Source organism: Paracoccus ferrooxidans, assembly GCF_029909815.1.
Taxonomy (GTDB): domain Bacteria; phylum Pseudomonadota; class Alphaproteobacteria; order Rhodobacterales; family Rhodobacteraceae; genus Paracoccus; species Paracoccus versutus.
Genome location: NZ_CP038198.1, coordinates 978,597 through 1,003,965, shown reverse-complemented (window position 1 = coordinate 1,003,965; position 25,369 = coordinate 978,597). Strand labels below are relative to the sequence as shown.

Annotated in this window: 22 protein-coding genes; 11 read left to right on the top strand and 11 right to left on the bottom strand. The window is 69.3% G+C overall.

What is annotated here, in order from left to right:
- The first annotated feature begins 83 nt into the window (after positions 1 to 83).
- A complete protein-coding gene (locus E3U26_RS05000) occupies positions 84 to 1,040 on the top strand; it encodes an HpcH/HpaI aldolase/citrate lyase family protein (protein ID WP_499105644.1) in 957 nt (318 codons plus the stop codon).
- 422 nt (positions 1,041 to 1,462) lie between these two features.
- Here the strand turns inward: E3U26_RS05000 and E3U26_RS04995 are convergent, their stop codons facing one another.
- From E3U26_RS04995 to E3U26_RS04980, 4 genes are read right to left on the bottom strand one after another with little or no spacing between them, the layout of a single operon-like run.
- Positions 1,463 to 3,085 carry an ABC transporter ATP-binding protein gene (locus E3U26_RS04995; RefSeq protein ID WP_499105643.1) on the bottom strand — a complete coding sequence of 541 codons (1,623 nt, stop codon included), beginning with the start codon at positions 3,083 to 3,085 and terminating at the stop codon, positions 1,463 to 1,465.
- On the bottom strand, positions 3,082 to 3,891 hold the full coding sequence (locus E3U26_RS04990; RefSeq protein ID WP_499105642.1) for an ABC transporter permease: 810 nt from the start codon (positions 3,889 to 3,891) through the stop codon (positions 3,082 to 3,084). The genes E3U26_RS04995 and E3U26_RS04990 overlap by 4 nt, the downstream gene beginning before the upstream one ends.
- The gene (locus tag E3U26_RS04985) at positions 3,888 to 4,826 is read right to left on the bottom strand and encodes an ABC transporter permease (RefSeq protein WP_036754233.1); all 939 of its coding nucleotides are present in this window, start codon (positions 4,824 to 4,826) and stop codon (positions 3,888 to 3,890) included. The genes E3U26_RS04990 and E3U26_RS04985 overlap by 4 nt, the downstream gene beginning before the upstream one ends.
- Before the next feature lie 48 nt (positions 4,827 to 4,874).
- Entirely contained in the window at positions 4,875 to 6,509 is a 1,635-nt protein-coding gene (locus E3U26_RS04980) for an MFS transporter (RefSeq protein WP_499105641.1), read from the bottom strand.
- 252 nt (positions 6,510 to 6,761) lie between these two features.
- Between E3U26_RS04980 and E3U26_RS04975 the strand changes: the two genes are divergently transcribed.
- The gene (locus tag E3U26_RS04975) at positions 6,762 to 8,063 is read left to right on the top strand and encodes a D-amino acid dehydrogenase (RefSeq protein WP_499105639.1); all 1,302 of its coding nucleotides are present in this window, start codon (positions 6,762 to 6,764) and stop codon (positions 8,061 to 8,063) included.
- Between the two features lie 66 nt (positions 8,064 to 8,129).
- Here the strand turns inward: E3U26_RS04975 and E3U26_RS04970 are convergent, their stop codons facing one another.
- On the bottom strand, positions 8,130 to 8,390 hold the full coding sequence (locus tag E3U26_RS04970) for a GlsB/YeaQ/YmgE family stress response membrane protein (RefSeq protein ID WP_024844092.1): 261 nt from the start codon (positions 8,388 to 8,390) through the stop codon (positions 8,130 to 8,132).
- Between the two features lie 309 nt (positions 8,391 to 8,699).
- Between E3U26_RS04970 and E3U26_RS04965 the strand changes: the two genes are divergently transcribed.
- The 3 genes from E3U26_RS04965 to E3U26_RS04955 all read left to right on the top strand — a co-directional run bounded on the left by E3U26_RS04965 (position 8,700) and on the right by E3U26_RS04955 (position 11,095).
- Entirely contained in the window at positions 8,700 to 9,443 is a 744-nt protein-coding gene (locus tag E3U26_RS04965) for a L,D-transpeptidase (RefSeq protein WP_499105638.1), read from the top strand.
- A gap of 129 nt (positions 9,444 to 9,572) precedes the next feature.
- Positions 9,573 to 10,112, top strand: coding sequence for a hypothetical protein (locus E3U26_RS04960; RefSeq protein ID WP_036754248.1), 540 nt, complete (start codon positions 9,573 to 9,575; stop codon positions 10,110 to 10,112).
- 71 nt (positions 10,113 to 10,183) lie between these two features.
- Entirely contained in the window at positions 10,184 to 11,095 is a 912-nt protein-coding gene (locus E3U26_RS04955; RefSeq protein WP_499105637.1) for a lytic transglycosylase domain-containing protein, read from the top strand.
- A 64-nt stretch (positions 11,096 to 11,159) separates the two neighbouring features.
- On the opposite strand, the gene E3U26_RS04950 is transcribed toward E3U26_RS04955, so the two are convergent.
- The 3 genes from E3U26_RS04950 to serB form a co-directional block, all read right to left on the bottom strand.
- Positions 11,160 to 12,629 carry an ABC transporter substrate-binding protein gene (locus tag E3U26_RS04950; protein ID WP_499105636.1) on the bottom strand — a complete coding sequence of 490 codons (1,470 nt, stop codon included), beginning with the start codon at positions 12,627 to 12,629 and terminating at the stop codon, positions 11,160 to 11,162.
- 56 nt (positions 12,630 to 12,685) lie between these two features.
- The gene (locus E3U26_RS04945) at positions 12,686 to 13,378 is read right to left on the bottom strand and encodes a CDP-alcohol phosphatidyltransferase family protein (RefSeq protein ID WP_036754257.1); all 693 of its coding nucleotides are present in this window, start codon (positions 13,376 to 13,378) and stop codon (positions 12,686 to 12,688) included.
- Between the two features lie 94 nt (positions 13,379 to 13,472).
- Positions 13,473 to 14,348 carry a phosphoserine phosphatase SerB gene (serB, locus tag E3U26_RS04940; protein WP_116222443.1) on the bottom strand — a complete coding sequence of 292 codons (876 nt, stop codon included), beginning with the start codon at positions 14,346 to 14,348 and terminating at the stop codon, positions 13,473 to 13,475.
- A gap of 194 nt (positions 14,349 to 14,542) precedes the next feature.
- Between serB and E3U26_RS04935 the strand changes: the two genes are divergently transcribed.
- The 6 genes from E3U26_RS04935 (at position 14,543) to hspQ (ending at position 21,586) form a co-directional block, all read left to right on the top strand.
- Complete coding sequence (locus tag E3U26_RS04935) at positions 14,543 to 15,697, top strand: phosphoserine transaminase (protein ID WP_072462382.1); 1,155 nt, start codon at positions 14,543 to 14,545, stop codon at positions 15,695 to 15,697.
- Between the two features lie 115 nt (positions 15,698 to 15,812).
- The gene (serA, locus tag E3U26_RS04930) at positions 15,813 to 17,402 is read left to right on the top strand and encodes a phosphoglycerate dehydrogenase (protein ID WP_114535276.1); all 1,590 of its coding nucleotides are present in this window, start codon (positions 15,813 to 15,815) and stop codon (positions 17,400 to 17,402) included.
- A gap of 52 nt (positions 17,403 to 17,454) precedes the next feature.
- Positions 17,455 to 18,183 (top strand): metallophosphoesterase, encoded by a 729-nt coding sequence (locus E3U26_RS04925; protein WP_243784309.1) that lies wholly within the window; start codon positions 17,455 to 17,457, stop codon positions 18,181 to 18,183.
- 176 nt (positions 18,184 to 18,359) lie between these two features.
- Positions 18,360 to 19,988 carry a Na/Pi cotransporter family protein gene (locus E3U26_RS04920; protein WP_499105635.1) on the top strand — a complete coding sequence of 543 codons (1,629 nt, stop codon included), beginning with the start codon at positions 18,360 to 18,362 and terminating at the stop codon, positions 19,986 to 19,988.
- A 460-nt stretch (positions 19,989 to 20,448) separates the two neighbouring features.
- Positions 20,449 to 20,910, top strand: coding sequence for a CreA family protein (locus E3U26_RS04915; protein WP_072462379.1), 462 nt, complete (start codon positions 20,449 to 20,451; stop codon positions 20,908 to 20,910).
- A gap of 343 nt (positions 20,911 to 21,253) precedes the next feature.
- Positions 21,254 to 21,586 carry a heat shock protein HspQ gene (hspQ, locus tag E3U26_RS04910; protein ID WP_072462378.1) on the top strand — a complete coding sequence of 111 codons (333 nt, stop codon included), beginning with the start codon at positions 21,254 to 21,256 and terminating at the stop codon, positions 21,584 to 21,586.
- Between the two features lie 2 nt (positions 21,587 to 21,588).
- Here hspQ and E3U26_RS04905 read toward each other — a convergent pair whose 3' ends face one another.
- The 3 genes from E3U26_RS04905 to mutS all read right to left on the bottom strand — a co-directional run bounded on the left by E3U26_RS04905 (position 21,589) and on the right by mutS (position 25,322).
- The gene (locus tag E3U26_RS04905) at positions 21,589 to 22,146 is read right to left on the bottom strand and encodes an ATP-binding protein (RefSeq protein ID WP_072462377.1); all 558 of its coding nucleotides are present in this window, start codon (positions 22,144 to 22,146) and stop codon (positions 21,589 to 21,591) included.
- Positions 22,143 to 22,490 (bottom strand): STAS domain-containing protein, encoded by a 348-nt coding sequence (locus tag E3U26_RS04900; protein ID WP_036754272.1) that lies wholly within the window; start codon positions 22,488 to 22,490, stop codon positions 22,143 to 22,145. The genes E3U26_RS04905 and E3U26_RS04900 overlap by 4 nt, the downstream gene beginning before the upstream one ends.
- Before the next feature lie 195 nt (positions 22,491 to 22,685).
- The gene (mutS, locus tag E3U26_RS04895; RefSeq protein ID WP_499105634.1) at positions 22,686 to 25,322 is read right to left on the bottom strand and encodes a DNA mismatch repair protein MutS; all 2,637 of its coding nucleotides are present in this window, start codon (positions 25,320 to 25,322) and stop codon (positions 22,686 to 22,688) included.
- Positions 25,323 to 25,369: the final 47 nt, after the last annotated feature.

The following is a 25,369-nucleotide window of genomic DNA, read 5'->3' as shown; positions in this document are numbered from 1 at the left end:
GCAAAATCAGCTTGATGCAGCCGCAGCAATTATCTATCAGTTTCGCAGCGCCGTTTGAAACATCCTTACCCGAAAGGCAAGCCATGTCCTTCCGTACGCAACCCCCCGCGCCCGCCCGCCTGAACCGCTGCCAGCTTTTCGGCCCCGGCTCGCGCGCGGCGCTGTTCGAAAAGATGGCCGGCTCGGCCGCCGATGTCATCAACCTGGACCTTGAGGATTCGGTCGCCCCCGACGACAAGGAGCAGGCGCGCCGCAACGTGATCCAGGCCGTCGGCGACATCGACTGGGGGACCAAGACCCTGTCGGTCAGGATCAACGGGCTGGACACGTCCTGGTGGTATCGCGACGTGGTCGACCTGCTGGAGCAGGCCGGCGAGCGGCTGGACCAGATCATGATCCCCAAGGTCGGCAATGCCGCCGACATCTATGCGGTGGACGCGCTGGTGACGGCGATCGAGGCAGCCAGGGGCCGGCAGAAGCGCATCGGCCTGGAGGTCATCATCGAATCCGCCGCCGGCATCGCCCATGTCGAAGAGATCGCGGCATCCTCGCCCCGCCTGCAGGCGATGAGCCTGGGCGCGGCGGATTTCGCCGCCAGCATGGGCATGGCCACCACCGGCATCGGCGGCACCCAGGAAAACTACTACATGCTGCATGAGGGCGCGAAATACTGGTCCGACCCCTGGCACTGGGCGCAGACAGCCATCGTCGCCGCCTGCCGCACCCATGGCGTGTTGCCGGTGGACGGCCCGTTTGGCGATTTCAGCGACGACGAGGGCTTCCGGGCGCAGGCCCGCCGCTCGGCCACGCTGGGCATGGTCGGGAAATGGGCGATCCATCCCAAGCAGGTGGCGCTGGCCAACGAGGTCTTCTCGCCCAGCGAAAAGGCCGTGACCGAGGCGCGCGAGATCCTGGCCGCGATGGAGGAAGCCAAGCGGACCGGCGCCGGCGCGACGGTATACAAAGGTAGACTGGTTGACATAGCGTCCATCCGTCAGGCACAAGTGATCGTGCGTCAGGCAGAGTTGATCGAAGCCTGATCGGCAAGAGATACCTGGGCGGCTACGCGGGGAGGCTGGCCGCCATGACAGGGGAGGAGCAACAGGCCCTGCGGCTGCGCGGGGCCTGTTGTCATTCAGGCCCCGCGGCTGGGATTTCGCCGATCTTCATGCAGATTCAATGCGGTTGCCGCAGCGTTCCCCGCGCGCCGGCAGGGGTTCGGCTTCCCGCGCCGTCCCCGCGCCGTCCATGGCCGGGCGCGGCTGCAGCGGATCGGGCGTGCGGTTGCGCCGGGCCAGGTCGGGAATCGGTGATTCGGGCATGGCCGGCAGGCCGCTGCCCATCAGGGAACGGAAGGCGGGCTTTCCCGCGGAAGCCGGGCGATTCCTGCGGCCGGCGGCGGGGCCCTTGCCGTGATCTTCGCGTGTCATGTCCCGTCTCGCTTAGAACAAGTCCGCAGCAGTTATGGAGCGGGCGGCGAAAGCGCAAGGCCGTTGACCGGAATGTGAGCCTGCCACGCCGCCGGGATGCGCGGCGTGGCCGCCAGCAGGCTTTGCGTATAGGGATGCTGCGGCTGCCCGAGTACCTGGTGGGTGGGGCCGGCCTCGACGATGCGGCCCTTTTCCATCACCAGCACCCGGTCGGTGATCTGGCGCACCACCGGCAGGTCGTGGCTGATGAACAGATAGGCCAGCCCGTGGCTGCCCCGCAGCCGCGCCAGCAGGTCCAGCACCTGCGCCCGCACCCGCACGTCCAGCGCGCTGACCGCCTCGTCCAGCACGATCAGCCGCGGCTTGATGATCAGCGCGCGGGCGATGGCGATGCGCTGGCGCTGGCCGCCGGAAAATTCGTGGATGTGCCGGCGCATGGCGTCGCCGGTAATGCCGACCTCGTAAAGCGCCTCGGCCACCTGCTCGCGCCAGTCGCGGGGCAGGCCGGTCAGGTGAAAGGGCTCGGCCACCAGCCGCTCGACCCGCCAGCGCGGATCGAAGCTGCCGAAGGGATCCTGGAACACCACCTGCATCCTGGCGCGCAGCTCCGCGGCCATGGCGCGGCCGGCGCGCACCTCTTGCCCGTCCAGCAGGATGCGGCCGCCCTGCAGCGGGTCGAGCCCCAGGATCGCCCGCGTCAGCGTCGATTTCCCGCAGCCGGATTCGCCGACCAGCCCGACCGATTCCCCGGCGTCGAGGCGAAAGCCGACCCCGTCCACCGCCCGCAGGGTTTCGCGCGGTGCGGCCAGGCCGCGGCGGGGCAGGGGGTATTCGCGCACCGCCCCCTCGACCTGCAGCAGCGGCCGCGGCTGCGCCGGGGGCAGCACCAGCCGCGGCTGGTGGGTCGAGGCGGCGAAGAGCGCGCGGGTATAGGCGTGGCGGCGCTGGCGGAACACCTGCTCGGTCGGGCCTTCCTCGACGATGGTGCCGCGCTGCATGACCGCCACATGGTCGGCGATGCCCGCGACCACCGCAAGGTCGTGGGTGATCAGCAGCAGCGCCATCCCCTCGTCCCGGACCAGCCCCTTGAGCAGGTCGAGGATGCGGGCCTGCGTGGTCACGTCCAGCGCCGTCGTCGGCTCGTCGGCGATCAGCAGGTCGGGACGCAGCGCGATGGCCAGGGCGATGGCGACGCGCTGGCGCTGGCCGCCCGACAGCTCGTGCGGGTAAAGCGTCAGCGGAAAGCGCGGCGCGGCCAGGCCGACGCGGTCCAGCCGGTCGCGGGCACGCTCCTGCGCCGTCTTGCGGTCCAGGCCCTGGTGGATGCGCAGCACCTCGGCCACCTGGTCGCCGATGGTCATCAGCGGGTTCAGCGCCGTCATCGGTTCCTGGAAGATCATGCCGATGCGCTTGCCGCGGATGCGGCACAGCTCGCGTTCGGGCAGTTCCAGCAGGTTCTGGCCGTCCAGCTCCACCCGGCCGTCGGCAGCCATGCCCTGGGGCAGCAGGCCCATGATCGCCAGCGCCGCCATGGACTTGCCCGAGCCGCTTTCGCCGACCAGCCCGGTGATGCGGCCCGGCGGCAGCGCCAGGTCGATGCCGCGCAGGATGTCATGCCCGCCGATGCCGACGGCCAGCCTGCCGGTCCTGATCATGGCGACCTGCGCAATCTGGGGTCCAGCGCGTCGCGCAGCCCGTCGCCCAGCAGGTTCAGCCCCAGCACGGTCACGACGATGGCCAGGCCGGGGATGACGGCGACATGCGGGGCCAGCGCCACCATGGTCTGCGCCTCGGCCAGCATCCGCCCCCAGCTGGGCGTCGGCGGCTGCGCGCCGAGGCCGACATAGGACAGCCCCGCCTCGGCCAAAATCCCCAGGCTGAACTGGATGGTGCCCTGCACGATCAAGAGGTTGGCGATATTGGGCAGGATGTGCTGGATGCTGATGCGGCTGGCGCCCTTGCCGGCGACCTGCGCCGCGCGGATATAGTCGAGCGTCCAGATCGGCAGCGCGCCTCCGCGGGTGACGCGGGCAAAGACCGGGATGTTGAAGATGCCGATGGCGATGATCGCGTTCAGCGCCGAGGGCCCCAGCGCCGCGGTGATCAGGATGGCGATGACCAGGCTGGGGAAGGCAAAGACCAGGTCGTTGCCGCGCATGACCACCTCGTCGATCCAGCCGCCCCGCGCTGCGGCGAGCAGGCCCAGCGGCACGCCGAAACCCATGCCGATGCCCACCGCGACCAGCGCCACCGCGATCGAGGTGCGCGCGCCGACCATGATCATCGACAGCATGTCGCGGCCGAAATGGTCGGTGCCCAGCCAATGCTGGCCCGAGGGCGGCAGCAGCTTTTGCGCGATGGCAAGCTGCGTCACGTCGGCCGGCGTCCACAGGAACGAGACCAGCGCCGCGGCCAGCGCCAGCCCGGAAAGCAGCGCGCCCAGGATCAGCGATGCCCTCATCTGCGCAGCCTCGGGTCGACCAGCGCATAGGACAGGTCCACCAGGAAAGTGACCAGGATCACCGCCGCCACCAGCACCAGCACCGCGCCCTGCACCACGATCAGGTCGCGCTGGGTGATGGCCTGGAAGATCAGCCGGCCAAGGCCGGGCAGGTAGAACACGTTCTCGATGATGATCGCCCCCGCCAGCAGGAAGGAAAACTGCATCCCCATGATGGTCAGCACCGGGATCAGCGCATTGCGCAGAGCGTGGCGCGACAGCGCCTGCCCGGCGCTCAGCCCCTTGGCGCGGGCGGTGCGGATGTAGTCCTGGCCCAGCGTCTCGACCAGGGCCGAGCGCAGCACGCGCGCCAGGATCGCCGCCTGCGGCAGGGCCAGCGCCACGGCGGGCAGCAGCAGCGATTTCAGCGCCGCCGCGGGATGGTCCCAGCCGGGAAAGCCGCCGGCGGGCAGCCAGCGCAGCTTCACCGCGAACAGCAGCACCAGCAGCATGGCGAACCAGAAATTCGGCAGCGCGATGCCGACCTGCGTCGCCGCCATGACCCCGGTGTCGCCCGCCCGGCCGCGCCTTGCGGCGGCGAACATGCCGATGGGCAGGGCGATCAGCACCGCCAGCGCCAGCGCCATCAGCGCCAGCGGCAGCGAGACCTGCATCCGGTCGAGGATCATCCCCGCCACCGGCGTCTTGTAGGTGAAGCTGTGGCCCAGGTCGCCCGCCAGCACGCCCCCCAGCCAATGCAGGTAGCGCAGCGGCAAAGGCAGGTCCAAGCCCATCTGCTGGCGCAGCGCCGCCACCGTCTCGGGCTGGGCGCCGGTGCCCAGCATGAAGCTGGCCGGATCGCCCGGCACCAGCTCGACCACCGAAAAGATCAGCGCCGAGGCCAAAAGCAGGCTCAGGCCAAGCGAGATCAGGCGGCGGATCACATAGCGCAGCATGGGGAAACGCTAGTGCGGCGCCGGGGCGCGGTAAAGCGGCCTTTGCGCTCAGGGCACTTCCAGCTTGCCGATCAGCGGCACGTCGTCGTCCAGGCTGACGGTGTGGCGCTCGATCATGCGGTGGACCACGGGCGGTTCGGTCCCGCGATGCAGCTTGTTCAAGTCCTGGTAGGTCTCGAAATCGGCCTTGGTGCGGCGCAGGTTGTGGCGCACGTATTCGTCCCAGGTGGCGATGTGATAGCTTTCGGTCCAGCGCTCGGGATGTTCCAGGTCGCGCAACAGCGCCCAGTTGCGCGCGCCGTCGCGGCGGCGGATGTTGCGGCGCAAGGCCATCAGCCGCAGGAACTCGGGCACGTCGAGCTGGTCGATCTCATAGTCGATCATCACCATGATCGGCCCCGAGCGGCCGCGCAGGTCCAGCGCCAGCTCGGGCTCGCGAAAGCGGTTCACCGGGTCCAGGTCCAGCGTGCCGAATTCGGGGATGCGCAGCCAATGGCCCAGCACCGCGCCCAGGAACAGCGGCACCGAGGCGGCGATCAGCGCCGTGTTCACGTCGTAACTGTTGGCGACCGAGCCCCAGATCCAGGCCCCCGCCGCCATGCCGCCGAAGACCGCGGTCTGGTAAAGCGCCAGCGCGCGCGCCACCACCCAGCGCGGCGTCGAAAGCTGCACGGTGACGTTGAACAGCGACAGCGCCAGCACCCAGCTGGCCCCGGCGGGCAGCATGGCCAGCGCGTGCAGCCAGGTGCTTTCGGTCAGCGCCAGCATCAGCGCCGAGGCGCCGAAGGCGGCAAAGGCGACGCGGACCACATTCTCGTTGTCCAGCCGCTCGCGCACCAGCGGGTTGATCAGCGCGCCGGCGATCGCGCCCAGCCCGAAGCAGCCCAGCAGCAGCCCGAACAGCAGCGAGCCCCCGGCGGGGTTCTGCTTGGCCACCAGCGGCAGCAGCGCCATGACCACGATGGCCGAAAAGCCGAACAGCGCCCCGCGCGACAGCACCCGCATCAGGTTCGGCGACAGCGCCACATAGCGCAGGCCCGCACCCACGGCGGCAACGAAGGGCTCGGGCGTGGTGGTGCGGGGCGGCGTCACCGGATGCCAGCGGATCAGCGCGCCGAGCAGCGGGATATAGCTTGCCGCATTGACCGCGAATGCCGCCGCCGCGCCGAAGGCGGCGGTGATGATCCCGCCCACCGCCGGCCCGACCGAACGCATCAGGTTGAAGCCCACCGAGTTCAGCGACACCGCCGCCGGCAGGTCGTCGCGCGGCACCAGGTCCTGCATGCTGGCCTGCCAGGGCGGGTTGTAGATCGCCTGCCCGACCCCGATCAGGAAGGTCAGCGACAAGAGCAGCAAGGGCGTCATCCAGCCCTGCCAGGTCAGCACCGCCAGCAGCACCGAGACCGCGGCCATGAAGACCTGCGCCCCCAGCAGCAGCGTGCGGCGGTCGAAGATGTCGGCCAGCGCCCCCGAAAGCAGCGCGAACAGCATGATCGGCAACGTGTTCGACGCCTGCACCAGCGCGATCAGCGTCGCCGAATCGGTCAGCTGCGTCATCATCCAGGCCGCGCCCACCGCCTGCACCAACCCGCCGAAGTTCGAGATCAGCGTCGCCGACCAGAGCAGCCGGAAGTCGCGGTGGCGGAACGGGGCAAAGGGGCTCTTGCGGGCTGTTGCTGGCATGATCCGAAAAACCTGGGACAATCCGGCCAAGCTTAGGCAGAGCCCCGCCGGGCCGCAATCCGGCCGGCCGATTCTTGCCGTATCGCGGCGATCTTTCGTCTATCCGCAATATGATCGAAGGATATTCGAGAAAATACCGTGTATACGACGATTATGTGATGCATGAAGCCTATTTTCCGCCGGAATCGGGATTTCATTTCCGCGCCGGCTGCTATCCTTGCCCTCGACTCGGATTTTGGGGGGTGCGCGACTATGAAGATCATCGTTCTTGGGGCCGGTGTCCTGGGCGTCACGTCGGCCTGGTATCTGGCCAAGGCCGGGCATGAGGTGACGGTGATCGACCGGCAGGACGGGCCGGCGCTGGAGACGAGCTTTGCCAATGCCGGCGAGATCTCGCCCGGCTATTCCTCGCCCTGGGCGGCGCCGGGCGTGCCGCTGAAGGCGCTGAAATGGATGTTCCAGCGCCATGCGCCGCTGGTGATCCAGCCCAGGCTGGACTGGCAGCGGGTTTCCTGGATGGCGCGGATGCTGGGGAACTGCACCTCTTCGGCCTATGCCGTCAACAAGAGCCGCATGGTGCGGCTGGCCGAATACAGCCGCGACTGCTTGGGCGAGCTGCGGGCCGAAACCGGCATCCGCTATGACGAGCGCACGCAGGGCACCTTGCAGATCTTCCGCAAGCAGCAGCAGCTGGATGCGGCTGGCAAGGACATCGAGGTGCTGCGCGCCGATGGTGTGCCCTTCGAGGTTCTGGACCGCGACGGCTGCGTCGCCGCCGAGCCGGGGCTGGCCGGTTCGGCCGAGCGGATTGTCGGCGGGCTGCGCCTGCCGGGGGACGAGACCGGGGACTGCTTCCTCTTTACCAACCGCCTGGCCGAGATGGCCGTGGCGGCGGGCGTGACCTTCCGCTGGGGCGTCGGCATCGAGGCGCTGGAGGCCGAGGGCGGCCGCATCAGCGCCGTGCGCACCGACAAGGGCCGGCTGACCGCGGATCGCTATGTTCTGGCGCTGGGCTCCTATTCGCCGCGCATGGTGCGGCACCTGGGCCTGAAGCTGCCGGTCTATCCGCTCAAGGGCTATTCGCTGACCATCGACATCCAGGACGAAAGCCGCGCCCCGGTCTCGACGGTGATGGACGAGACCTACAAGGTCGCGATCACCCGCCTGGGCGACCGCATCCGCGTCGGCGGGCTGGCCGAGATCGCCGGCTACGACCTGAGCCTGAATCCGCGGCGCAAGGAAACGCTGGCGAAATCGGTGGGCGAGCTGTTCGGCGGCGCGGGCGATGCGGAAAAGGCGCTGTTCTGGACCGGGCTGCGGCCGATGACGCCGGACGGCACGCCCATCGTCGGCGCGACGCCGATCCCGAACCTTTACCTCAACACCGGCCACGGCACGCTGGGCTGGACCATGTCGGCGGGCTCGGGGCGGCTGATCGCCGACCTGATCTCGGGGCGCAAGCCCGACATCGCGGCCGAGGATCTGGGCTATGCCCGCTACCTGCGCGGCGCCAAGGCAGCCGGCCGTCCGGCGCTGCAACCCGCCCGCGCCTGAAAATCGCGGCAAGCATGGAAAAAGGGGGCCTTTCAAAGGCCCCCTTTCTTGCCGTCCGCCGCGGTGTCAGGCCCGCTTGACGAGGCGCAGCACCACCAGCAGGATCACCGCGCCCAGGGTGGCGAAGATGATCGTGCCGAGGATGGGGGCCGAGGCGCTCATGCCCAGGCCGAGCATCGGGAACAGCCAGCCGGCGATCACGGCGCCCAGGATGCCGATGACGATGTTCATCAGCAGCCCCTCGCCATGGCCCTTGACGATCAGCCCGGCCAGCCAGCCGGCGATCGCCCCGATGATGAGCGTGATGAGCAAGGCGGTCAGGGTCATGAAAAGCTTCCTTTCCTTGCGGGTTTGCGGCGCTTGGCCGATCGGCAAGCCAACGTCGCTGGCCCCGCGCCGGTTCCGAAACCCGCGGATCGGGCCCGGCAGGCGCGGAAAATCGCGCGTTTGGGCAACAGTTCGGTAACGATTGCGCATGTCCGGCGGGTCCAAGGCTTGACGCCGCAGAACCGGAAGGGCTGATAAGGGGTTGCAACTCTTGCCCGCCCTCTGCTCGGGTCGGGCGCGTCATTCGACGCAATCTCACAGCTGCCACCGCCGCGCCCCTGGGCGCGGTGCGCTATGAAGGGAAAAACGATGCGCCTTGCTCCGCTTTTGCTGGTGGTGGGCCTTGGCCTTGCCGCCTGTGCGCCTGCCGCCGAGACCCCGACCCAACCGCCGCCCGATCACGGCGTCTATGGCGCGCGGACCGATACCGGCCCCAATGGCGAGCCGATCGAGATCAACGCCGTCCGCCCCGCCTATCTGACCGAGCGCAACCGCCGCCAGCGCGTGCCCTACAACGGCCCCGAAGGCGCCGGCACCATCGTCGTCGATCCCTATGCGCGCTTCCTTTATCACGTGCTGGGCAGTGGCGAGGCCATGCGCTATGGCGTCGCGGTCGGCCAGGCGGGCAAGAACTTCCAGGGCAGCGCAACCATCGGCCGCAAGCATGCCTGGCCCAGCTGGACGCCCACCGCCAACATGGTCCGCACCCAGCCCGAGCTTTACGGCCCGCTCAAGGGCGGGCTGCGCGGCGGGGTGGACAACCCGCTGGGCTCGCGCGCGCTTTATCTGTACAAGGGCGGGCGCGACACCATGTATCGCATCCATGGCACGATGGATCCGTCCTCGATCGGCAAGGCGACCTCGGCCGGCTGCATCCGGCTGTTCAACCAGGACATCATGGACCTGTTCGACGAGATCCCCAGCGGCACCGCGGTCAAGGTCCGCACCCGCGCCGAAAGCCTGGCGCTGGAAGGGCCTCTGGTCGAATTGCCCAACGGCTACCTGGCGCCCGCGGGCGAGGTGCAGACCGCCGAGGCCCAGGCCGCGCAATAACCGCGCCTTCCGGTTCCGACCCCATGCCCGCCCCGGCCCGTCCACGGCCGGGGCGTTCTTTTTCTGGCCAGCGTCGGCCGGGCGTGGCAGATTCCGCCCTGATCCGCCCAGCCTGAAAGGAGAGAGCCCATGGCCAAGCCCGCCGATCCGACCGCCTCCGCCTCGCGCGACCTGGATGCGATTGCCGAGCAGACCCAGACCGCGGCGCTGCGCCTGCTGGATCAGGCCGCGCTGGCCGCCTTGCAGCGCGACCTGCGCGCGATGAAGCAAAGCGAACAGGACGAGGCTGTGCGCAAGGCGCTGGCCCAGGCGATGCGCCGCGCCGCCGCCGAAAAGCGCCGCCGCGCCGAACAGGCCGAGCCCGCCGCGGATGTGGCTGCCGAGCCTGCCGCCCCCGCTTCTGCCGCGCCGTCCAAGTCCCCGCGCCCGGTGCGGCCGCTGCCCGACAAGGCCGAGAGGAAGCGCATCAAGGAGGCCGAGAGGGCCGAGAAGAAGCGGGTGAAGGAGGCCGAGAAGGCCGAGCGCAAGGCCGCGAAACAGGCGGCCAAGGCGGCCGAGAAAGAGGCCGCCCGCGCCGCGCGCAAATCGGCCAGGGCGGCGGAAGCCGGAAAACCCGCCGGGAAGGGCAACGGGCAGGGCGGCAAGGGCAAGGGCAAGAAGGCCCAGTAAGCGCGCAGGCGCGGTTCCCAAGCCGCGCCTTGCCTGCTATTGGACATCCGACCACTCCATCCGGGTTCACCATGCGCCGTCCGGTTCTGGCCCTTGCCGCCGCCGTTTCCGCCGCTTTCCTTGCCCTTCCCGTCCAGGCGGTGGAGGACGCGGTCCATGGCCCGCCGCCGCCCCCGGACCAGCTGCGCTGCACGGATGACGGCACCTATTGCATTTCGGTCGCCGCCTATGTGCCCGATGTCTGCTCGGCCATCGAGCGGGCGGCGGGGAAGAACGGGCTCGATCCGCATTTCCTCGCCCGGCTGCTGTGGAAGGAAAGCCTGTTCGAGCCGGGCGCGATCAGCCCGGTCGGCGCCATGGGCATCGCGCAATTCATGCCCGGCACCGCCGAGATGGTCGGGCTGGACGATCCCTTCAACCCGGCCAAGGCCATCGAGGCCTCGGCGCGCTACCTGGCGACGCTGACGGCGAGCTTCGGCAATGTCGGCCTGGCCGCGGTGGCCTATAACGGCGGCGAGAACCGTGCCGCGCGCTTCGTCTCGCAGGGGGGCGGCCTGCCCTGGGAGACGCAGGACTATGTCCAGGCGATCACCGGCCAGACCGCCTGGATCTGGCGCGACGATCCGCCCCAGCGGCTGGACGTGCGGCTGGACAAGGAGCGGCCCTTTCGCCAGGCCTGCATCGACCTGGCCAGCGCGCGCAAGCTGCGCGAGTTCCAGACCCCCGACCATCCCTGGCCCTGGGGCGTGATCGTCGCCACCCATCCCAGCCAGTCGGGGGCCAGCGCGCAGGTCGCGCGGCTGAACCGGCAGCTGCGGCCGATCCTGGGCGGCAAGCGCGTGAGCTATGTGCATCGCAAGATCTCGGGCGGGCCGAGGAAGCTTTTCACCGCGCAGATCGGCTATTCCTCGAAGTCCGAGGCCCATGCCTTCTGCAACCGGCTGCGGGGCCTGGGCGGGCGGTGCCTGGTGCTGAAGAACTGAAACGCCGCGCGGGTGGCGGCGTTCCTTGGGTATTTGGGGAACGAAGAAGCCGGACTCGACGCCCCTATTGCGTCCAGTGCACCTGGGTCAGGTCGTTTGCGGGCATCGGGGCGTTTTCCCACAGCCCCTCGATTTCCGCCTTGGCGACGCCGGTCTTCGCCAGCTGGAACAGGAAGGCGTTGGCATGATCGCCGGCGATGATCTCCTGCGCCTGTTTCAGCAGCGCCGAGCGTTCCGCCGGGTCGGTGGCGGCGTCGAGCCGGGCCATGGTCTCGTCGAAGGCCGGGTTCCGGTAGTTGAAGTAATAATCCTTGCGGGCGTAGATGCCGATGTCCATCGGCTCGACATGGCTGATGATGGTCAGGTCGTAATCGGCGTTCTTGAACACCTGTTCCAGCCATTGCGCCCATTCCATGTTGGTGATCTGGGTCTGGATGCCCACGGCGCGCAATTCGGCCGCCACGATCTCGCCGCCGCGGCGGGCATAGGGCGTCGGCGGCAGGGCGAGGCGCAGGGTCGGGATCTGGGTGCCCGACTCGGCCAGCAGCGTTTTCGCCAGTTCGGGGTCGTATCGCGATTTCGCGGTCAGGTCGACGTAATCGGGATGGTGCGGCGCGAAATGCGTGCCGATGGGCGTGCCATAGCCGAACATGGCGCCGTCGATGATTTCCTGGCGGTTGACGGCATGGGCGATGGCCTCGCGTATTTTGGCCTGGGCCAGCGCCGGGTGCTTGTGGTTCATGGCCAGGATCGTCTCGCCCTCGGTGGTGCCGACCAGCACCTTGAAGCGTGGATCGGCCTGCAGCTGCGCCAGGGTTTCCGGGGCGGGATAGATCGGGAAGGCGTCGATGTCGCCTGCCATCATCGCCGCGAAGGCGGCGCTGGGATCGGCGATGAAGCGGAAGGTGGCGGCTTTCAGCGCCGGCTTTTCGCCCCAGTAGCCCTCGAAGGCGTCGAGCCGGATATGGTCGCCCTGCCGCCATTCGCCGAAGCGGAACGGGCCGGTGCCGACGGGCCTGGTGGCGATCCCGGCCACGCTGGCCTCGTCCACCATCACCGCGTCGCCCCAGGCCATCTTGAACGGAAAGCCGCCGTCCGGCGCCTTGAGCGTGACGCGGACGGTCAGCGGGTCCAGGGCCTCGACCGTCTCGATGCCCTCGAACAGGGCCTTCTGGGCGTTGGTGCTGTCGGGCGCGCGGGCGCGGTCGAGCGAGAAGACCACGTCCTGCGCGTCGAAGGCGGCGCCGTCGTGGAAGGTCACGCCGGGGCGCAGGCGGAAGGTGTAGGTCTGGCCGTCGGCGCTGTCCCAGCTTTCGGCCAGGCCGGGCTTGACGCTGCCGTCGGGGGCGATGCGGGTCAGGCCCTCGAAGACATTGGCATAGACCACCTCGTCGATGGCGGCGGCGGCGCCCCCGGTCGGGTCCAGGTTCGGCGGCTCCAGCACCATGGCCAGCGTGATCGAATCCGGCGCCGCCAGCGCCGGCGTGGCCAGAATCGCCGCCAGCGCGGCCGTCTGCATCAGTTTCGCAAGCATCCCCGTCCCCCTTGGGCTGATCCCTGGGCGCAGCTTCCCGGCAAAACGGCCGGCGATCAAGCCCGCCGCTCGGTCAGCTGCTGGGCGAGGCCCGCGAACATCAGCCAGAGCGAGCTGAGCAGCAGCCCCCAGCGGGCAAAGCTTTCGGGGTGGAAATCGACCAGCACCGCCCAGACCGAGAACCCCACCCAGGCCACGGTGACGGGCAGCGAGACCAGGCGCCAGCGTTCGGTGCGCATCGGGTGGATGAACTTGAGATTGGTGAACATGGCGATCGCCAGCGCCACGACGATGGCCAGCGTCAGCCAGAAATCCGGCTTGATCGCGAACAGCACCAGCACCACCATGTTCCAGCAGGCGGGGAAGCCGGCAAAGGAATTGTCGCGGGTCTTCATCCGGGTGTCGGCGAAATAGATCACGCTGCCATAGGTGATGGCGATGATCGCGATCCAGCCGGTCCAGCCCGGCAAAAGCCCCGACATGAACAGCGCATAGGCCGGGATGAAGACATAGGTCAGGTAGTCGATGATCAGGTCCATCAACACGCCGTCATAGGTCGGCCAGTTGGTCTTGACGTGATAGCGCCGCGCCAGCGGGCCGTCGACGCCGTCCACGATCAGCGCGATGACCAGCCAGAAGAACATCTGCGACCATTCGCCCCGGACGGCGGCCAGCAGGGCAAGCATGGACAGCACCGCTCCGGTCGCGGTCAGCAGGTGGACGGTCAGGGCTTTGAGGCGCGGATTCATCCCCTGCTTCTGTCACCGATGGGTCATGATCGCAAGTTCGTGCGGGTCCGCGCCCTGCGCTTTTGCCGCGGGGTGATGCGGGCGGCCGACGGTCCTATGCGGCGAATTCCTCGGCCGCATAGCCTTGCAGATAGAGCAGCGCGGTCAGGTCGCCGTGGTTGATTCGCAAGCCCACCTGGGCTGCGACCACGGGTTTGGCGTGCAGCGCGACGCCCATGCCGGCCAGCTTGAGCATGTCGAGGTCGTTGGCGCCGTCGCCCACCGCCAGCACGTCGGCGGGGGCCAGGCCGCGGGCGGCGGTGATGTCGCGCAGCGCCTCGACCTTGGCCTCGCGGCCCAGGATCGGCAGGGCGACATGGCCGGTCAGCACGCCTTCCTCGGCCAGGAGCGTGTTGGCGCGATGCTCGTCGAAGCCGAGCGCGCGGGCGACCGGGCCGGTGAAATCGGTGAACCCGCCCGAGACCAGCGCGGCATAGGCGCCCTGCGCATGCATCGTCGCCACCAGCTGCCGGCCGCCGGGGGCCAGCGTGATGCGATTGTCCAGCACCTCGGCGATGGCCGATTCGCGCAGGCCGGCCAGCAGGCCGACGCGGGCCAGCAGGGCCTCGTGGAAGTTCAGCTCTCCGTTCATGGCGCGGGCGGTGATGGCGGCGACGCGCTCGCCCACGCCGGCGACATCGGCCAGCTCGTCGATGCATTCCTGCTGGATCATGGTCGAATCCATGTCGGCCAGCAGCACCGCCTTGCGCCGGCCGCGCGTGGGCTGGATCGCCAGGTCGAAGCCCTCGGCCTGCAGCCGTTCCCATGTCTGCCAGAAATCCGCCGGCTCGGCGGCGAGGGGAAATTCGGCGGCGGTGCCCTGGGCCAGCCAGATGACATGCCCGCCATCCCAGGCGCGGCGCAGGTCGTCGACCAGCGCGGCGGACAGGTCCGCGCGGCTGGGCGCGGCAAGGATGGTGACGGTGAACATGCTGGCCCCCTTGGCGATTGTTTCCGGCAGCACTAGCCAAAGCGCCGCGGCGGATCAATCAGTCGGATTCATGCCGAAAAACTGTCGCATGCATGGCTTGCAATTTTTTCTTGCGGGAATCCTTCGGCGGCGCTAAGGCCATCAGCGGGACACGCCGCCCCAACGCGGCGCTTCATAGCTGGAAGGCTAACATCATGGGCAAGACTGCTCCGGCCGCGCGGCCGGCCAATCCGCGCTTTTCCTCGGGCCCCTGCGCCAAGATCCCCAATTTCTCGCTGGACATGCTTGCCGACGCGCCGCTGGGCCGCTCGCATCGGGCCGCCGTGGGCAAGGCCAAGCTGGCCGAGGCCATCGACCTGACCCGCGACGTGCTGGGCGTGCCGGCGGATTACCGCATCGGCATCGTTCCCGCCTCGGACACCGGCGCCGTCGAGATGGCGCTGTGGTCGCTGCTGGGCGCGCGCAAGGTCGAGATGCTGGCCTGGGAAAGCTTCGGCGAGGGCTGGGTCACGGATGTCGTGAAGCAGCTCAAGCTGGATGCGGTGGTCCGCAAGGCCGATTACGGCAAGATCGTGGATTTCGCCGAGGTCGATTTCGACAACGACGTGGTCTTTACCTGGAACGGCACCACCTCGGGCGTGCGGGTGCCGAACGGCGACGCGATCCCCGCGGACCGCGCCGGGCTGACCATCTGCGACGCCACCTCGGCCGCCTTCGCGATGGAGCTGCCTTTCGACAAGCTCGACGTGGTGACCTTCAGCTGGCAGAAGGTACTGGGCGGCGAGGGCGCGCATGGCGTGCTGATCCTGAGCCCGCGCGCCGTCGAGCGGCTGGAAAGCCATACCCCCGCCTGGCCGCTGCCGAAGATCTTTCGCATGACCAAGGGCGGCAAGCTGATCGAGGGCATCTTCAAGGGCGAGACCATCAACACGCCCTCGATGCTGTGCGTCGAGGACTACCTGGTGGCGCTGAAATGGGCGCAATCCCTTGGCGGCCGCAAGGCGCTGGTCGCCCGCGCCGAGGCCAATGCGAAGGCCGTGCGCGACTTCATCGCCGGCAAGGATTGGATCGCCGACCTGGCCGAGGATCCGGCCACGGCCTCGACCACCTCGGTCTGCCTGAAGTTCACCGATCCGCGGATCCGGGACGGCGCCGCCTTCGCCAAGGCCGTCGCCAAGCGGCTGGAGAAGGAAGGCGTGGCCCTGGATGCCGGCGCCTATCGCGACGCGCCCCCCGGCTTGCGGATCTGGTGCGGCTCGACCGTCGAGACGGCCGATGTCGCGGCGCTGATGCCCTGGATCGAACATGCCTTCGAGGCCGAGATCGAGGCGCAGGCGGAAGTCGCCTGAGCGCGCTGCCGGACCGGGGCGCTGCCCCGGACCCCGGGATATTTGGACACGAAAGAAGCCGAGTTGCAGCGCCTGCGGCGCGCTGCCGGCCCCCGCATATCCAGAGGATAGAGAAATGCCCAAGGTTCTTGTTTCGGACAAGCTTTCGGAAACCGCCGTCCAGATCTTTCGCGACCGCGGCGTCGACGTGGACTACCTGCCGGATGTCGGCAAGGACAAGGAAAAGCTCGCCGAGATCATCGGCCAGTACGACGGGCTGGCCATCCGCTCGGCCACCAAGGTGACGGCGAAGCTGCTGGAGAACGCCACCAACCTGAAGGTGATCGGCCGCGCCGGGATCGGGGTGGACAATGTCGATATTCCGGCGGCCTCGAAGAAGGGCGTCATCGTGATGAACACGCCCTTCGGCAACTCGGTGACGACGGCGGAGCACGCCATCGCGCTGATGTTCGCCGTGGCGCGGCAATTGCCCGAGGCCAGCGTCTCGACCCATGAGGGCAAGTGGGAGAAGAACCGCTTCATGGGGGTCGAGGTCTTCAACAAGATCCTGGGCGTCATCGGCGCGGGGAACATCGGCTCCATCGTCATCGACCGGGCGCTGGGGCTGAAGATGAAGGTGCTGGCCTATGACCCCTTCCTGTCCGAGGAGCGGGCCAAGGAGCTGGGCGTGAAGAAGGTCGAGCTGGACGAGCTGCTGGCCCGTGCCGATTTCATCACCCTGCACGTGCCGCTGACCGAGAAGACCCGCAACATCCTGTCGCGCGAGAACCTGGAGAAGACCAGGAAGGGCGTGCGCATCGTCAATGCCGCCCGCGGCGGGCTGATCGACGAGGAGGCGCTGGCCGCGCTGTTGAAATCGGGCCATGTCGCCGGCGCCGCGCTGGACGTGTTCGCCACCGAGCCCGCGACCGAGAGCCCGCTGTTCGGCCTGCCGAACGTGGTGGTGACGCCGCACCTGGGCGCCTCGACCACCGAGGCGCAGGAGAATGTCGCCCTGCAGGTCGCCGAGCAGATGTCGGACTACCTGCTGACCGGCGCGGTGCAGAATGCGCTGAACATGCCCTCGGTCACGGCCGAGGAAGCGGCGGTGATGGGGCCCTGGCTGAAGCTGGCCGGGCACCTGGGCGCCTTCATCGGCCAGATGACCGACGAGCCGATCAAGGCGATCAACGTGCTTTACGACGGCGTCGCCTCGGAGATGAACCTCAAGGCGCTGAACGCCGCGGTGATCGCCGGGGTGATGAAGGCCACGAACCCGGACGTGAACATGGTCTCGGCCCCGGTCATGGCGGCCGAGCGCGGGGTGCAGGTGGCGACCACCACCCAGGCCAAGTCGGGCGTCTTCGACGGCTATATCAAGGCCACCGTCGTCACCGACACGCGCGAGCGGTCCATCGCCGGCACCGTGTTTAGCGACGGCAAGCCGCGCTTCATCCAGATCCGCGGCATCAATGTCGATGCCGAGATCGGCGAGCATATGCTTTACACCCGCAACCGCGACGTGCCGGGGGTCATCGGCGCGCTGGGCATGACCCTGGGCGACCTGGGCGTGAACATCGCCAATTTCACCCTGGGCCGGACCAAGACCGGGGACGATGCCATCGCCATCCTCTATCTCGACGAGACGCTGAAGCCCGAGGCGCTGGAGGCGCTGCGCGCCACCGGCAAGTTCCTGCAGGTGCGGCCGCTGCAATTCGAGGTTTGAACCTTGCGAACCCCCGGACTAGGCTCCGGGGGTTTTCATTTGCGGGGCTTGCATGCGGACCTATGCCATCGGCGACATTCACGGCCATCTCGACCTGCTGCGCGCCGCGCATGAGTTGATCGCGCGCGACGATGCCGCGCATGGCGGTGGCGGCAGGCTGGTCCATGTCGGCGACCTGCAGGACCGCGGTCCGGATTCGCGCGGCGTGGTCGACTACCTGATGCGCGGCCAGGCCGAGGGGCTGCCCTGGATCGTCCTCAAGGGCAATCACGACCGTTTCCTGCCGCGCTTTGCCTGGCAGCCGGAATGGATCGACCCCGGCCTGGCCTCGGGGCGGCACTGGCTCGAGCATCCCTCGCTGGGCGCGGCCGAGACGCTGGCCTCCTACGGCGTCGAGATCCGCGACCCCGCCCGCACCCATGCCGAGGTGCTGCGCGCCGTGCCCGAGGCGCATCTGCGCTGGCTGGATGCGCTGCCGCTGTGGCACCTGGCCCCGCAGGCGCTGTTCGTCCATGCCGGCATCCGCCCCGGCGTCGACCTGGCCCGGCAGACCGAGCACGACCTGGTCTGGATCCGCAAGGGTTTCCTGGACGATGCCAGCGATCACGGCCTGCTGGTGGTGCATGGCCACAGCCCGGTCAAGCAGGTGACGCATTTCGGCAACCGCCTGGCCATCGACACCGGCGCGGCCTATGGCGGGCCGCTGAGCGTGGTCGTCTTCGACGAAACCGGCCTGCATCTGCTGACCGAGGCGGGGCGCGAGCCGATCCCGGCCCCCTGAGCCCGGCCCCCTGAGCCCGTCCCACTGAGCCCGGCCCCTGAGCCCGGCCCTGTGGCAGGCTTGCCAGGGCACCGGCGGGAAATGTCTCAAATCCCACGCATCCATTGACCCCTTGCCACGCGGGGCCAAATATCAGCCCTATGCGCCATGCGTGGCGTGTCAGGAGGTGAGGCGCCGTGCAGTCCCTTTCCGTCATCTTCCAGCTCGCCGGGGCCGTGGCGCTGCTGCTTTTCGGGCTTGGCCTGGTCCGCGACGGGATGGTGCGCGCCTTCGGCGTCAGGCTCAAGATGGCGCTGGGGCGGGGCACGCGCACCGGGCTGCGGGCCTTTGCCTCGGGGCTGGTGGCGACGCTGGGGCTGCAAAGCTCGACCGCGACGGCGCTGATGACGGCCTCATTCGTGGATCGCGGCATGATCCGGCCGCGCATGGCCCAGATCGTGCTGCTGGGCGCCAACCTGGGCACGGCGCTGACCGCCTGGATCGTCGCCTCGGGGATCGAGGCGCTGGTGCCGGTGCTGCTGCTGGCCGGCTATGCCATGCGCCGCCAGCCCCGGCGCGGCTGGTCGGGCGGCGGGCTCGCGCTGATCGGCATCGCGCTGATGCTGCTGTCGCTGGGCCTGCTGGGCCATGCGACCGAGCCCCTGCGCGAATCCGCGGCCATGGCGGCCTTCCTGGCCATGCTGGGCAATGCCTGGCCGGTGGCGCTGGCCATCGCGGCGGGGCTGGCGGTGATCTGCTCGTCCTCGCTGGCGGTGGTGATGCTGGTGCTGTCGCTGGGGATGGAGCCGGCGCTGACCGTGGTGCTGGTGCTGGGCGCCAACCTGGGCGGGGCGATCCCGCCAGTGCTGGCCACGGCCGGGCAGGGCATCGCCGCCCGCCGCGTCGCCCTGGGCAACCTGGTCGTGCGCGCCGTCGGTTGCCTTGTCGCGTTGCCCCTGGCGGGCCAGGCGGCGCAGGTGCTGACCGCCGTGCCCCTGCCGGAAACCGGGCTGGCGGTCGAGGCGCATCTGGCCTTCAACCTGGTGCTGGCCGCGGCGATCTGGCCCTTCTCGGGGCTGGTCACGCGGCTGACCGGGCTGATCCTGCACGAGGATGAGGCGCCGCCGCCGATCGAGGCGCAGCTGCTCGACGGGCAGGCGCTGGACACGCCGGCGGTGGCGCTGGCCCGCGCCAGCCGCGCGGCGCTGGCCATCGGCGATGTGGTCGAACGGATGCTGCAGCAAGCCCACACCGCCTTCGACCGCGGCGACGATGCGCCGCTGGCCGAGGTTTCCGTGCTGGAAGAGCGGGTGGATCGCATGCAGCAGGAGGTGAAGAGCTTTCTCTCCCGCCTGGGCCGCGAGGCGGGCGAGGATCAGCGGCGCCAGGCCATCACCATCCTGGATTACGTCATCAACCTGGAACATGTCGGCGACATCATCGACAAGGGGCTCGGCCCCGAGATCCGCAAGAAGGCGGCGCTGGCCCTGCGCTTTTCCGACGAGGGCTATCGCGAACTCGACGGGCTGTTCCTGATGACCATCGAGAACCTGCGGCTGGCCCAGACCGTCTTCATGACCCGCGACCGCGACCTGGCGCGGCAGCTGATGGAGGAGAAGGTCGAGATCCGCCGGCTGGAGCGCATGTCGGCGCAGCGCCACCTGATGCGGCTGCGCGAGGGGCGGGCGGAGAGCCAGCAGACCTCTTCGCTGCACCTGGACATCCTGCGCGACCTGAAGCGGGTGAATGCGCATATCGTCTCGGTCGCGCATCCGATCCTGGACGAGGCCGACCTGCTGATCGAAAGCCGGCTCAAGCGGGGCTGACGGCCGGATCGGGCGGAGCCATCGGGCTGACGCGGCTGGACCGTTCGCGGGCGCATCGCGGGTTGCGGTCCTGGCGGAAGCCGCTGTCCGGCGAGCCGCGCGGCCCGGACCGGCTGGATGGCCCGCCGTGCCGGGTGGTGGAGATTCATCGGTCGAGCGCGGGAAACCCTTTTCCGGCGGGGTGGGCGTTTCGACGCGTGGCCTTTGGATTTCGCGCGGCGTGTGTCCAGGGATCCCGCGCGGCCGGCACGGGTCAGCCCCGGTCTTGCGCGGGCCGGCATGGCGATCCTGCCGGCAGGGGACGGGCGGCTTTCGCGCCGCGCTTTGCCGGGGCGCCGCGGCTGGCGCGATTCGCCCGCGGTGCCGGGCCCATGCCTGGGGGGTGCCGCGGGCAGCGGGGCTTGCGGCGGCGGTGCGGGCTTGCCATGCTTGGTCCGGTTTCGCTGACCCGGAGAACGAGATGAAGACATGGATTGCCGCCCTGGCGCTGATGGCCGCGCCCGTTTCGGCCGAGGTGGTCGGCAAGGTCGGCGTGGATTGGGTCGGCAACGACATCATCGTCGAGGCCATCGCCGATCCCCAGGTGCAGGGCGTGACCTGCCACCTGGCCTATTTCGACCGTTCGGTGATCGACCGGCTGAGCCAGGGCAACTGGTTCGAGGATCCGTCGAACTCGGCCATCGAATGCAGCCGGACCGGCCCGGTTACGATCGGCGACATCCGCCGGGGGCCGAAGGGCGAGGACGTGTTCAGCGCCTCGCGCTCGCTGATCTTCAAGTCGCTGCGGGTCAAGCGGATCTATGACGAGGAAAACCAGGTGCTGGTCTATCTTGCCCATGCCGATCAGGTGAAGGAAGGCTCGGCCAAGATGTCGATCTCGACCGTGGCGCTGGAGCCGGGCGAGGCCTTGCCGGCCCGGTGAAACTGCGGCATTCGCAGCCCGCAGCCCGCAGCCCGCAGCCCGCAGCCCGCAGCCCGCAGCCCGCAGCCCGCAGCCCGCAGCCCGCAGCCCGCAGCCCGCAGCCCGCAGCCCGCAGCCCGCAGCGCGGGTTGCGCGGGTTGCGCGGGCCTGGCCGATGGGGCCAAGCCGCAGCGCGGGCACGGCCGTCGATAGGGCGGGCACTGTGGCCCGGCGCTGCGTCCCGTCCCGATGCGGAATGTCCCGGCCCTCGCGTCAACGCCAGGGCGGGCAGGTGGTTTGCGGCCCCACAGGTGGACAGCGGCGCCCGGTGGTTGTAAGAGCCGCGCCAAACAGGAACGGTGAGATGCGGATTCCGTCCAAGAGCGCGAAATACAGTCTGGGCCAGGTGGTGCGCCATCGCGAACATCCGTTCCGCGGCGTGGTGTTCGACGTGGACCCGGAGTTTTCCAACACCGAGGAATGGTACGAATCCATCCCCGAGGAATCGCGCCCCTCGCGCAACCAGCCGTTCTATCACCTTTATGCCGAAACCGAGGCGACCTATTACGTCGCCTATGTCTCCGAGCAGAACCTGGTGCCGGATCATTCCGGCGAGCCGCTGGAACATCCCGAGGTGACGGAGATGTTCGGCGAATTCCAGGACGGCCGCTATCCGCTGCAATTCGGCCTGAACTGAGGTCAGGCGTCCGGGGGGGCGGGCGCGGCTTGCGGCCCCGGATCGGCCACCGGAACGACGAAGGCCAGGAAGTTTCGCCGCCCCTCGCGGAAATAGCACAGCGAGGCGGTCAGTTCCTGGATCAGGAACCAGCCGAAGCCGCCCTCGGGCAGCAGCAGGATCGCCTCGGCATCCTGGGGCGGCGGTCCGGTCCAGGGCAGGTCGTGCATGTCGAGGCAGGAGGAGGGCAGCGGCCGGCCGTCGTCCGTCACCGCGCAGGCGATGCCGCCGACATGGCGCGCGACGCAAAGGTGGATCAGCGGCGCATGCGGCCGGCCGCCCAGGCGCAGCGCCTCGTATCGGGTGCCGTGTTCGCAGATGTTGTTCAGCACCTCGGCCAACGCCAGTTCCAGCTTGGCGATGACCTCGTCCCCGGCGCTGCCGTCGAACCTTTCGCGCAGGAACAGCAGCGCGGCGCGCACCGTGGCGGGATCGGCGCGGAAGATGCGGTGGAACATCGGCTGGCGGGGTGGCGGGGGCTGGCGAAGCCGCTTTCCGGCCGGTTCGGGCGAAACGCTCATCTTTCGGGGCCTTCGGGGCGCGCGGCGGGGATCTCGGCGGACTTGCGGATCGTCAGCACGGTGTCCATCCGCGTCAGGTGGAACACCCGCTCGACATTCGGGGTCAGCCCGGTCAGCGTCAGCTTTCGCCCCGCGGGCATGGCCTTGTAGATCGCGATCACCGCGCCAAGGCCGGAACTGTCCATGAACTCGACCCCGCGCAGGTCCAGCGTCACCTGCGCGCCGCCGCCGGCGATCATGCCGCGCACGCGGTCCTTGAAGGCGGTGGCAATGGCGGCGTCGAGGCGTTTTTCATCGACGCGGATCGTCAGCCCGTCGGGCTGGGGCAGCAATGTCAGTTGCATTCTGGCTTCCGCTGTTTTCTGTATGCTTGCCCCCGTTCTAGACCGGCAATCGTTACCGGCTGGTAAGCGTCGCACGGATTTTCGCGCCGGAAGACGCGAAAATAGGGCGCATTTTCATGATCCCTGCGACCGGCACCGGCCCGGCCGGGAAAATCCGAGGAATCGGATCGGGCCCGCCAGTCCGGCCCCCGCCGTTTACGCCTCGCCCTCCAGCATCCCGCGCAGCTCATAGACCAGGTCCAGCGCTTCGCGCGCGCTGATCATGTCGGGGTTGAGGCCGCGCAGGCGGTCCTCGACCGCCGAGGGCTTGGCCTTGGCCGCGGGCGCCGGCGCGGGGGCGGCGCGGAACAGCGGCAGGTCGTCGAGCAGCGCGGCGGGCTTGCCGGTGCCCTGCCGCTCGCCGCTTTCCAGTTGGTGCAGGATGTCGCGGGCGCGCTCGACCACCGCGGGCGGCAGCCCCGCCAGCCGCGCCACCTGCACGCCATAGGAGCGGTCGGCGGCGCCCTTCCTGACCTCGTGCAGGAAGATCACCTCGCCCTCCCATTCGCGCACGGCGACGGTGGCGTTCTCGACGCCGGGCAGGCGGGCCGACAGGCTGGTCATCTCGTGGTAATGCGTGGCGAAGAGCGCGCGGCAGCGGTTGGTGGCGTGCAGATGCTCCATCACCGCCCAGGCGATGGAAAGCCCGTCCCAGGTCGCGGTGCCGCGGCCTATCTCGTCCAGGATCACCAGCGCGTGGTCGTCGGCCTGGTTCAGGATCGCCGCGGTCTCGACCATCTCGACCATGAAGGTGGACCGCCCGCGCGCCAGGTCGTCCGCCGCGCCGACCCGGCTGAAGAGCTGGCTGACCAGCCCGATATGGGCGCGGCGGGCGGGCACGAAGCCGCCGGCCTGCGCCAGGATGGCGATCAGCGCGTTCTGGCGCAGGAAGGTCGATTTGCCGGCCATGTTCGGCCCGGTGAGCAGCCAGATCGCCGGGGTTTCGCCCTCGGTCAGGGCGCAGTCGTTGGCGACGAAAGCCTCGCCCTTGCGCTTGAGCGCACGCTCCACCACCGGATGCCGGCCGCCCTCGATCACGAAGGCGCGGCTGGCGTCGACCTCGGGGCGCACCCAGCCCTCGCCCGAGGCGAGGTCGGCGAAACCGGCGGTCAGGTCGATCTCGGCCAGGGCGCGGGCCGCTTGTCCCACGGGGCCGGCCTGGTCCAGCACGGCGCGGGCCAGGCGGGCGAAGATCTCGCGCTCGATCTCCAGCGCGCGGTCGCGGGCGTTGAGGATGCGGGTTTCCAGCTCGGACAGCTCGACGGTGGTGAAGCGGATCTGGTTCGCGGTGGTCTGGCGGTGGATGAAGCGCCCGTTCAGCGGCGGGGCCAGCATCCGCTCGGCATGGGTCGAGGTCGTTTCGATGAAATAGCCCAGCACGTTGTTGTGCTTGATCTTGAGGCTCTGGACGCCGGTCTCGGCGATGTAATCGGCCTGCATCCGGGCGATGACGCCGCGGCCCTCGTCGCGCAGGCGGCGGGTCTCGTCCAGGTCGTCGTCATAGCCCGGCGCAACGAAGCCACCGTCGCGGGCGAGCAGGGGCGGCTCGGCCACCAGCGCCTCGTCGAGCAGGTCGATCAGCGCGTCATGGCCGGTCAGGTCGCGCGCCGCCTCGGCCAGCACGGCGATCTGGTCGCAGCCCAGCATGGCGGCGATGGCCGCGCCCTGCGTCAGCCCGGCGCGGATCGCAGCCAGGTCGCGCGGCCCGCCCCGCTCCAGCGCCAGCCGCGACAGCGCCCGGTCCATGTCGGGGGCGCGCGACAGCGCCTCGCGCAGGTCGGCGGTCAGGCGCGGGTCGTCCACCAGATGCGCGACCGCGGCCTGGCGGGCGTGGATTTCGCCCAGGTCGCGCGACGGTGCGCTGATGCGGCGTTCCAGCAGCCGCGCGCCCCCCGCCGTCACCGTGCGGTCGATCGCGGCCAGCAGAGACCCCTCGCGCCCGCCCGACAGCGCCTGGGTCAGTTCCAGGTTGCGGCGGGTGGCGGCGTCGATCTGCATGGCGCCGCCAAGCGCCTCGCGCACCGGCGGGCGGATCAGCGGCATCCGGCCCTTTTGCGTCAGCTCCAGGTAATCGGCGATGGCGCCCATGGCGGCCAGTTCGGCGCGGGAAAACTGGCCGAACCCGTCCAGCGTCTCGACCTGGAACAGCGCGCAGAGCCGGCGCGTGCCGGCGGCGCTGTCGAAGCTCATCGCCGGCAGTTCGGTCAGCGCCGCGCCCACCTCGGCGGCGGTCTCGTCCAGCCGCGAACCCTCGGCGGCCAGCAACTCGCGCGGGGCATGGCGGGCGAGTTCGGGGGCCAGCCGCGCCGGCGGGCAGGGCATGACGCGGAAGGCGCCGGTGGAAATATCGACCCAGGCCAGCGCCGATTCCTCGCGCACCGTGGCGAAGCTGGCCAGGAAATTGTGCCGCCGCGCCTCGAGCAGCGATTCCTCGGTCAGGGTGCCGGGGGTGACGAGACGGACCACGTCGCGGGCGACCACGGATTTCGAGCCGCGCTTCCTGGCCTCGGCCGGGTCTTCCATCTGCTCGGCGATGGCGACGCGGAAGCCCTTGCGGATCAGCGTCAGCAGGTAGGACTCAGCGGCATGGACCGGCACGCCGCACATCGGGATCGGCTCGCCCAGATGCGTGCCGCGCTTGGTCAGCGCGATGTCGAGCGCGGCGGCGGCGGCCACCGCGTCCTCGAAGAACATCTCGTAGAAATCGCCCATGCGATAGAACAGCAGCGCGCCGGGGTTGGCGTCGCGGATCGCAAGATACTGCGCCATCATCGGGGTGGGTTGGTCGCTCATGTCCAGCCTTGTCGCCTGCGGTCCCGTTCTTCTAGGGGATGCGCGGG

Excerpts from the sequence above, each read along its gene's own strand:
- E3U26_RS05000 (WP_499105644.1), top strand. The coding sequence starts at position 84 with ATGTCCTTCCGTACGCAACCCCCCGCGCCCGCCCGCCTGAACCGCTGC.
- E3U26_RS04995 (WP_499105643.1), bottom strand. The coding sequence starts at position 3,085 with ATGATCAGGACCGGCAGGCTGGCCGTCGGCATCGGCGGGCATGACATC.
- E3U26_RS04990 (WP_499105642.1), bottom strand. The coding sequence starts at position 3,891 with ATGAGGGCATCGCTGATCCTGGGCGCGCTGCTTTCCGGGCTGGCGCTG.
- E3U26_RS04985 (WP_036754233.1), bottom strand. The coding sequence starts at position 4,826 with ATGCTGCGCTATGTGATCCGCCGCCTGATCTCGCTTGGCCTGAGCCTG.
- E3U26_RS04980 (WP_499105641.1), bottom strand. The coding sequence starts at position 6,509 with ATGCCAGCAACAGCCCGCAAGAGCCCCTTTGCCCCGTTCCGCCACCGC.
- E3U26_RS04975 (WP_499105639.1), top strand. The coding sequence starts at position 6,762 with ATGAAGATCATCGTTCTTGGGGCCGGTGTCCTGGGCGTCACGTCGGCC.
- E3U26_RS04970 (WP_024844092.1), bottom strand. The coding sequence starts at position 8,390 with ATGACCCTGACCGCCTTGCTCATCACGCTCATCATCGGGGCGATCGCC.
- E3U26_RS04965 (WP_499105638.1), top strand. The coding sequence starts at position 8,700 with ATGCGCCTTGCTCCGCTTTTGCTGGTGGTGGGCCTTGGCCTTGCCGCC.
- E3U26_RS04960 (WP_036754248.1), top strand. The coding sequence starts at position 9,573 with ATGGCCAAGCCCGCCGATCCGACCGCCTCCGCCTCGCGCGACCTGGAT.
- E3U26_RS04955 (WP_499105637.1), top strand. The coding sequence starts at position 10,184 with ATGCGCCGTCCGGTTCTGGCCCTTGCCGCCGCCGTTTCCGCCGCTTTC.
- E3U26_RS04950 (WP_499105636.1), bottom strand. The coding sequence starts at position 12,629 with ATGCTTGCGAAACTGATGCAGACGGCCGCGCTGGCGGCGATTCTGGCC.
- E3U26_RS04945 (WP_036754257.1), bottom strand. The coding sequence starts at position 13,378 with ATGAATCCGCGCCTCAAAGCCCTGACCGTCCACCTGCTGACCGCGACC.
- serB (WP_116222443.1), bottom strand. The coding sequence starts at position 14,348 with ATGTTCACCGTCACCATCCTTGCCGCGCCCAGCCGCGCGGACCTGTCC.
- E3U26_RS04935 (WP_072462382.1), top strand. The coding sequence starts at position 14,543 with ATGGGCAAGACTGCTCCGGCCGCGCGGCCGGCCAATCCGCGCTTTTCC.
- serA (WP_114535276.1), top strand. The coding sequence starts at position 15,813 with ATGCCCAAGGTTCTTGTTTCGGACAAGCTTTCGGAAACCGCCGTCCAG.
- E3U26_RS04925 (WP_243784309.1), top strand. The coding sequence starts at position 17,455 with ATGCGGACCTATGCCATCGGCGACATTCACGGCCATCTCGACCTGCTG.
- E3U26_RS04915 (WP_072462379.1), top strand. The coding sequence starts at position 20,449 with ATGAAGACATGGATTGCCGCCCTGGCGCTGATGGCCGCGCCCGTTTCG.
- hspQ (WP_072462378.1), top strand. The coding sequence starts at position 21,254 with ATGCGGATTCCGTCCAAGAGCGCGAAATACAGTCTGGGCCAGGTGGTG.
- E3U26_RS04905 (WP_072462377.1), bottom strand. The coding sequence starts at position 22,146 with ATGAGCGTTTCGCCCGAACCGGCCGGAAAGCGGCTTCGCCAGCCCCCG.
- E3U26_RS04900 (WP_036754272.1), bottom strand. The coding sequence starts at position 22,490 with ATGCAACTGACATTGCTGCCCCAGCCCGACGGGCTGACGATCCGCGTC.
- mutS (WP_499105634.1), bottom strand. The coding sequence starts at position 25,322 with ATGAGCGACCAACCCACCCCGATGATGGCGCAGTATCTTGCGATCCGC.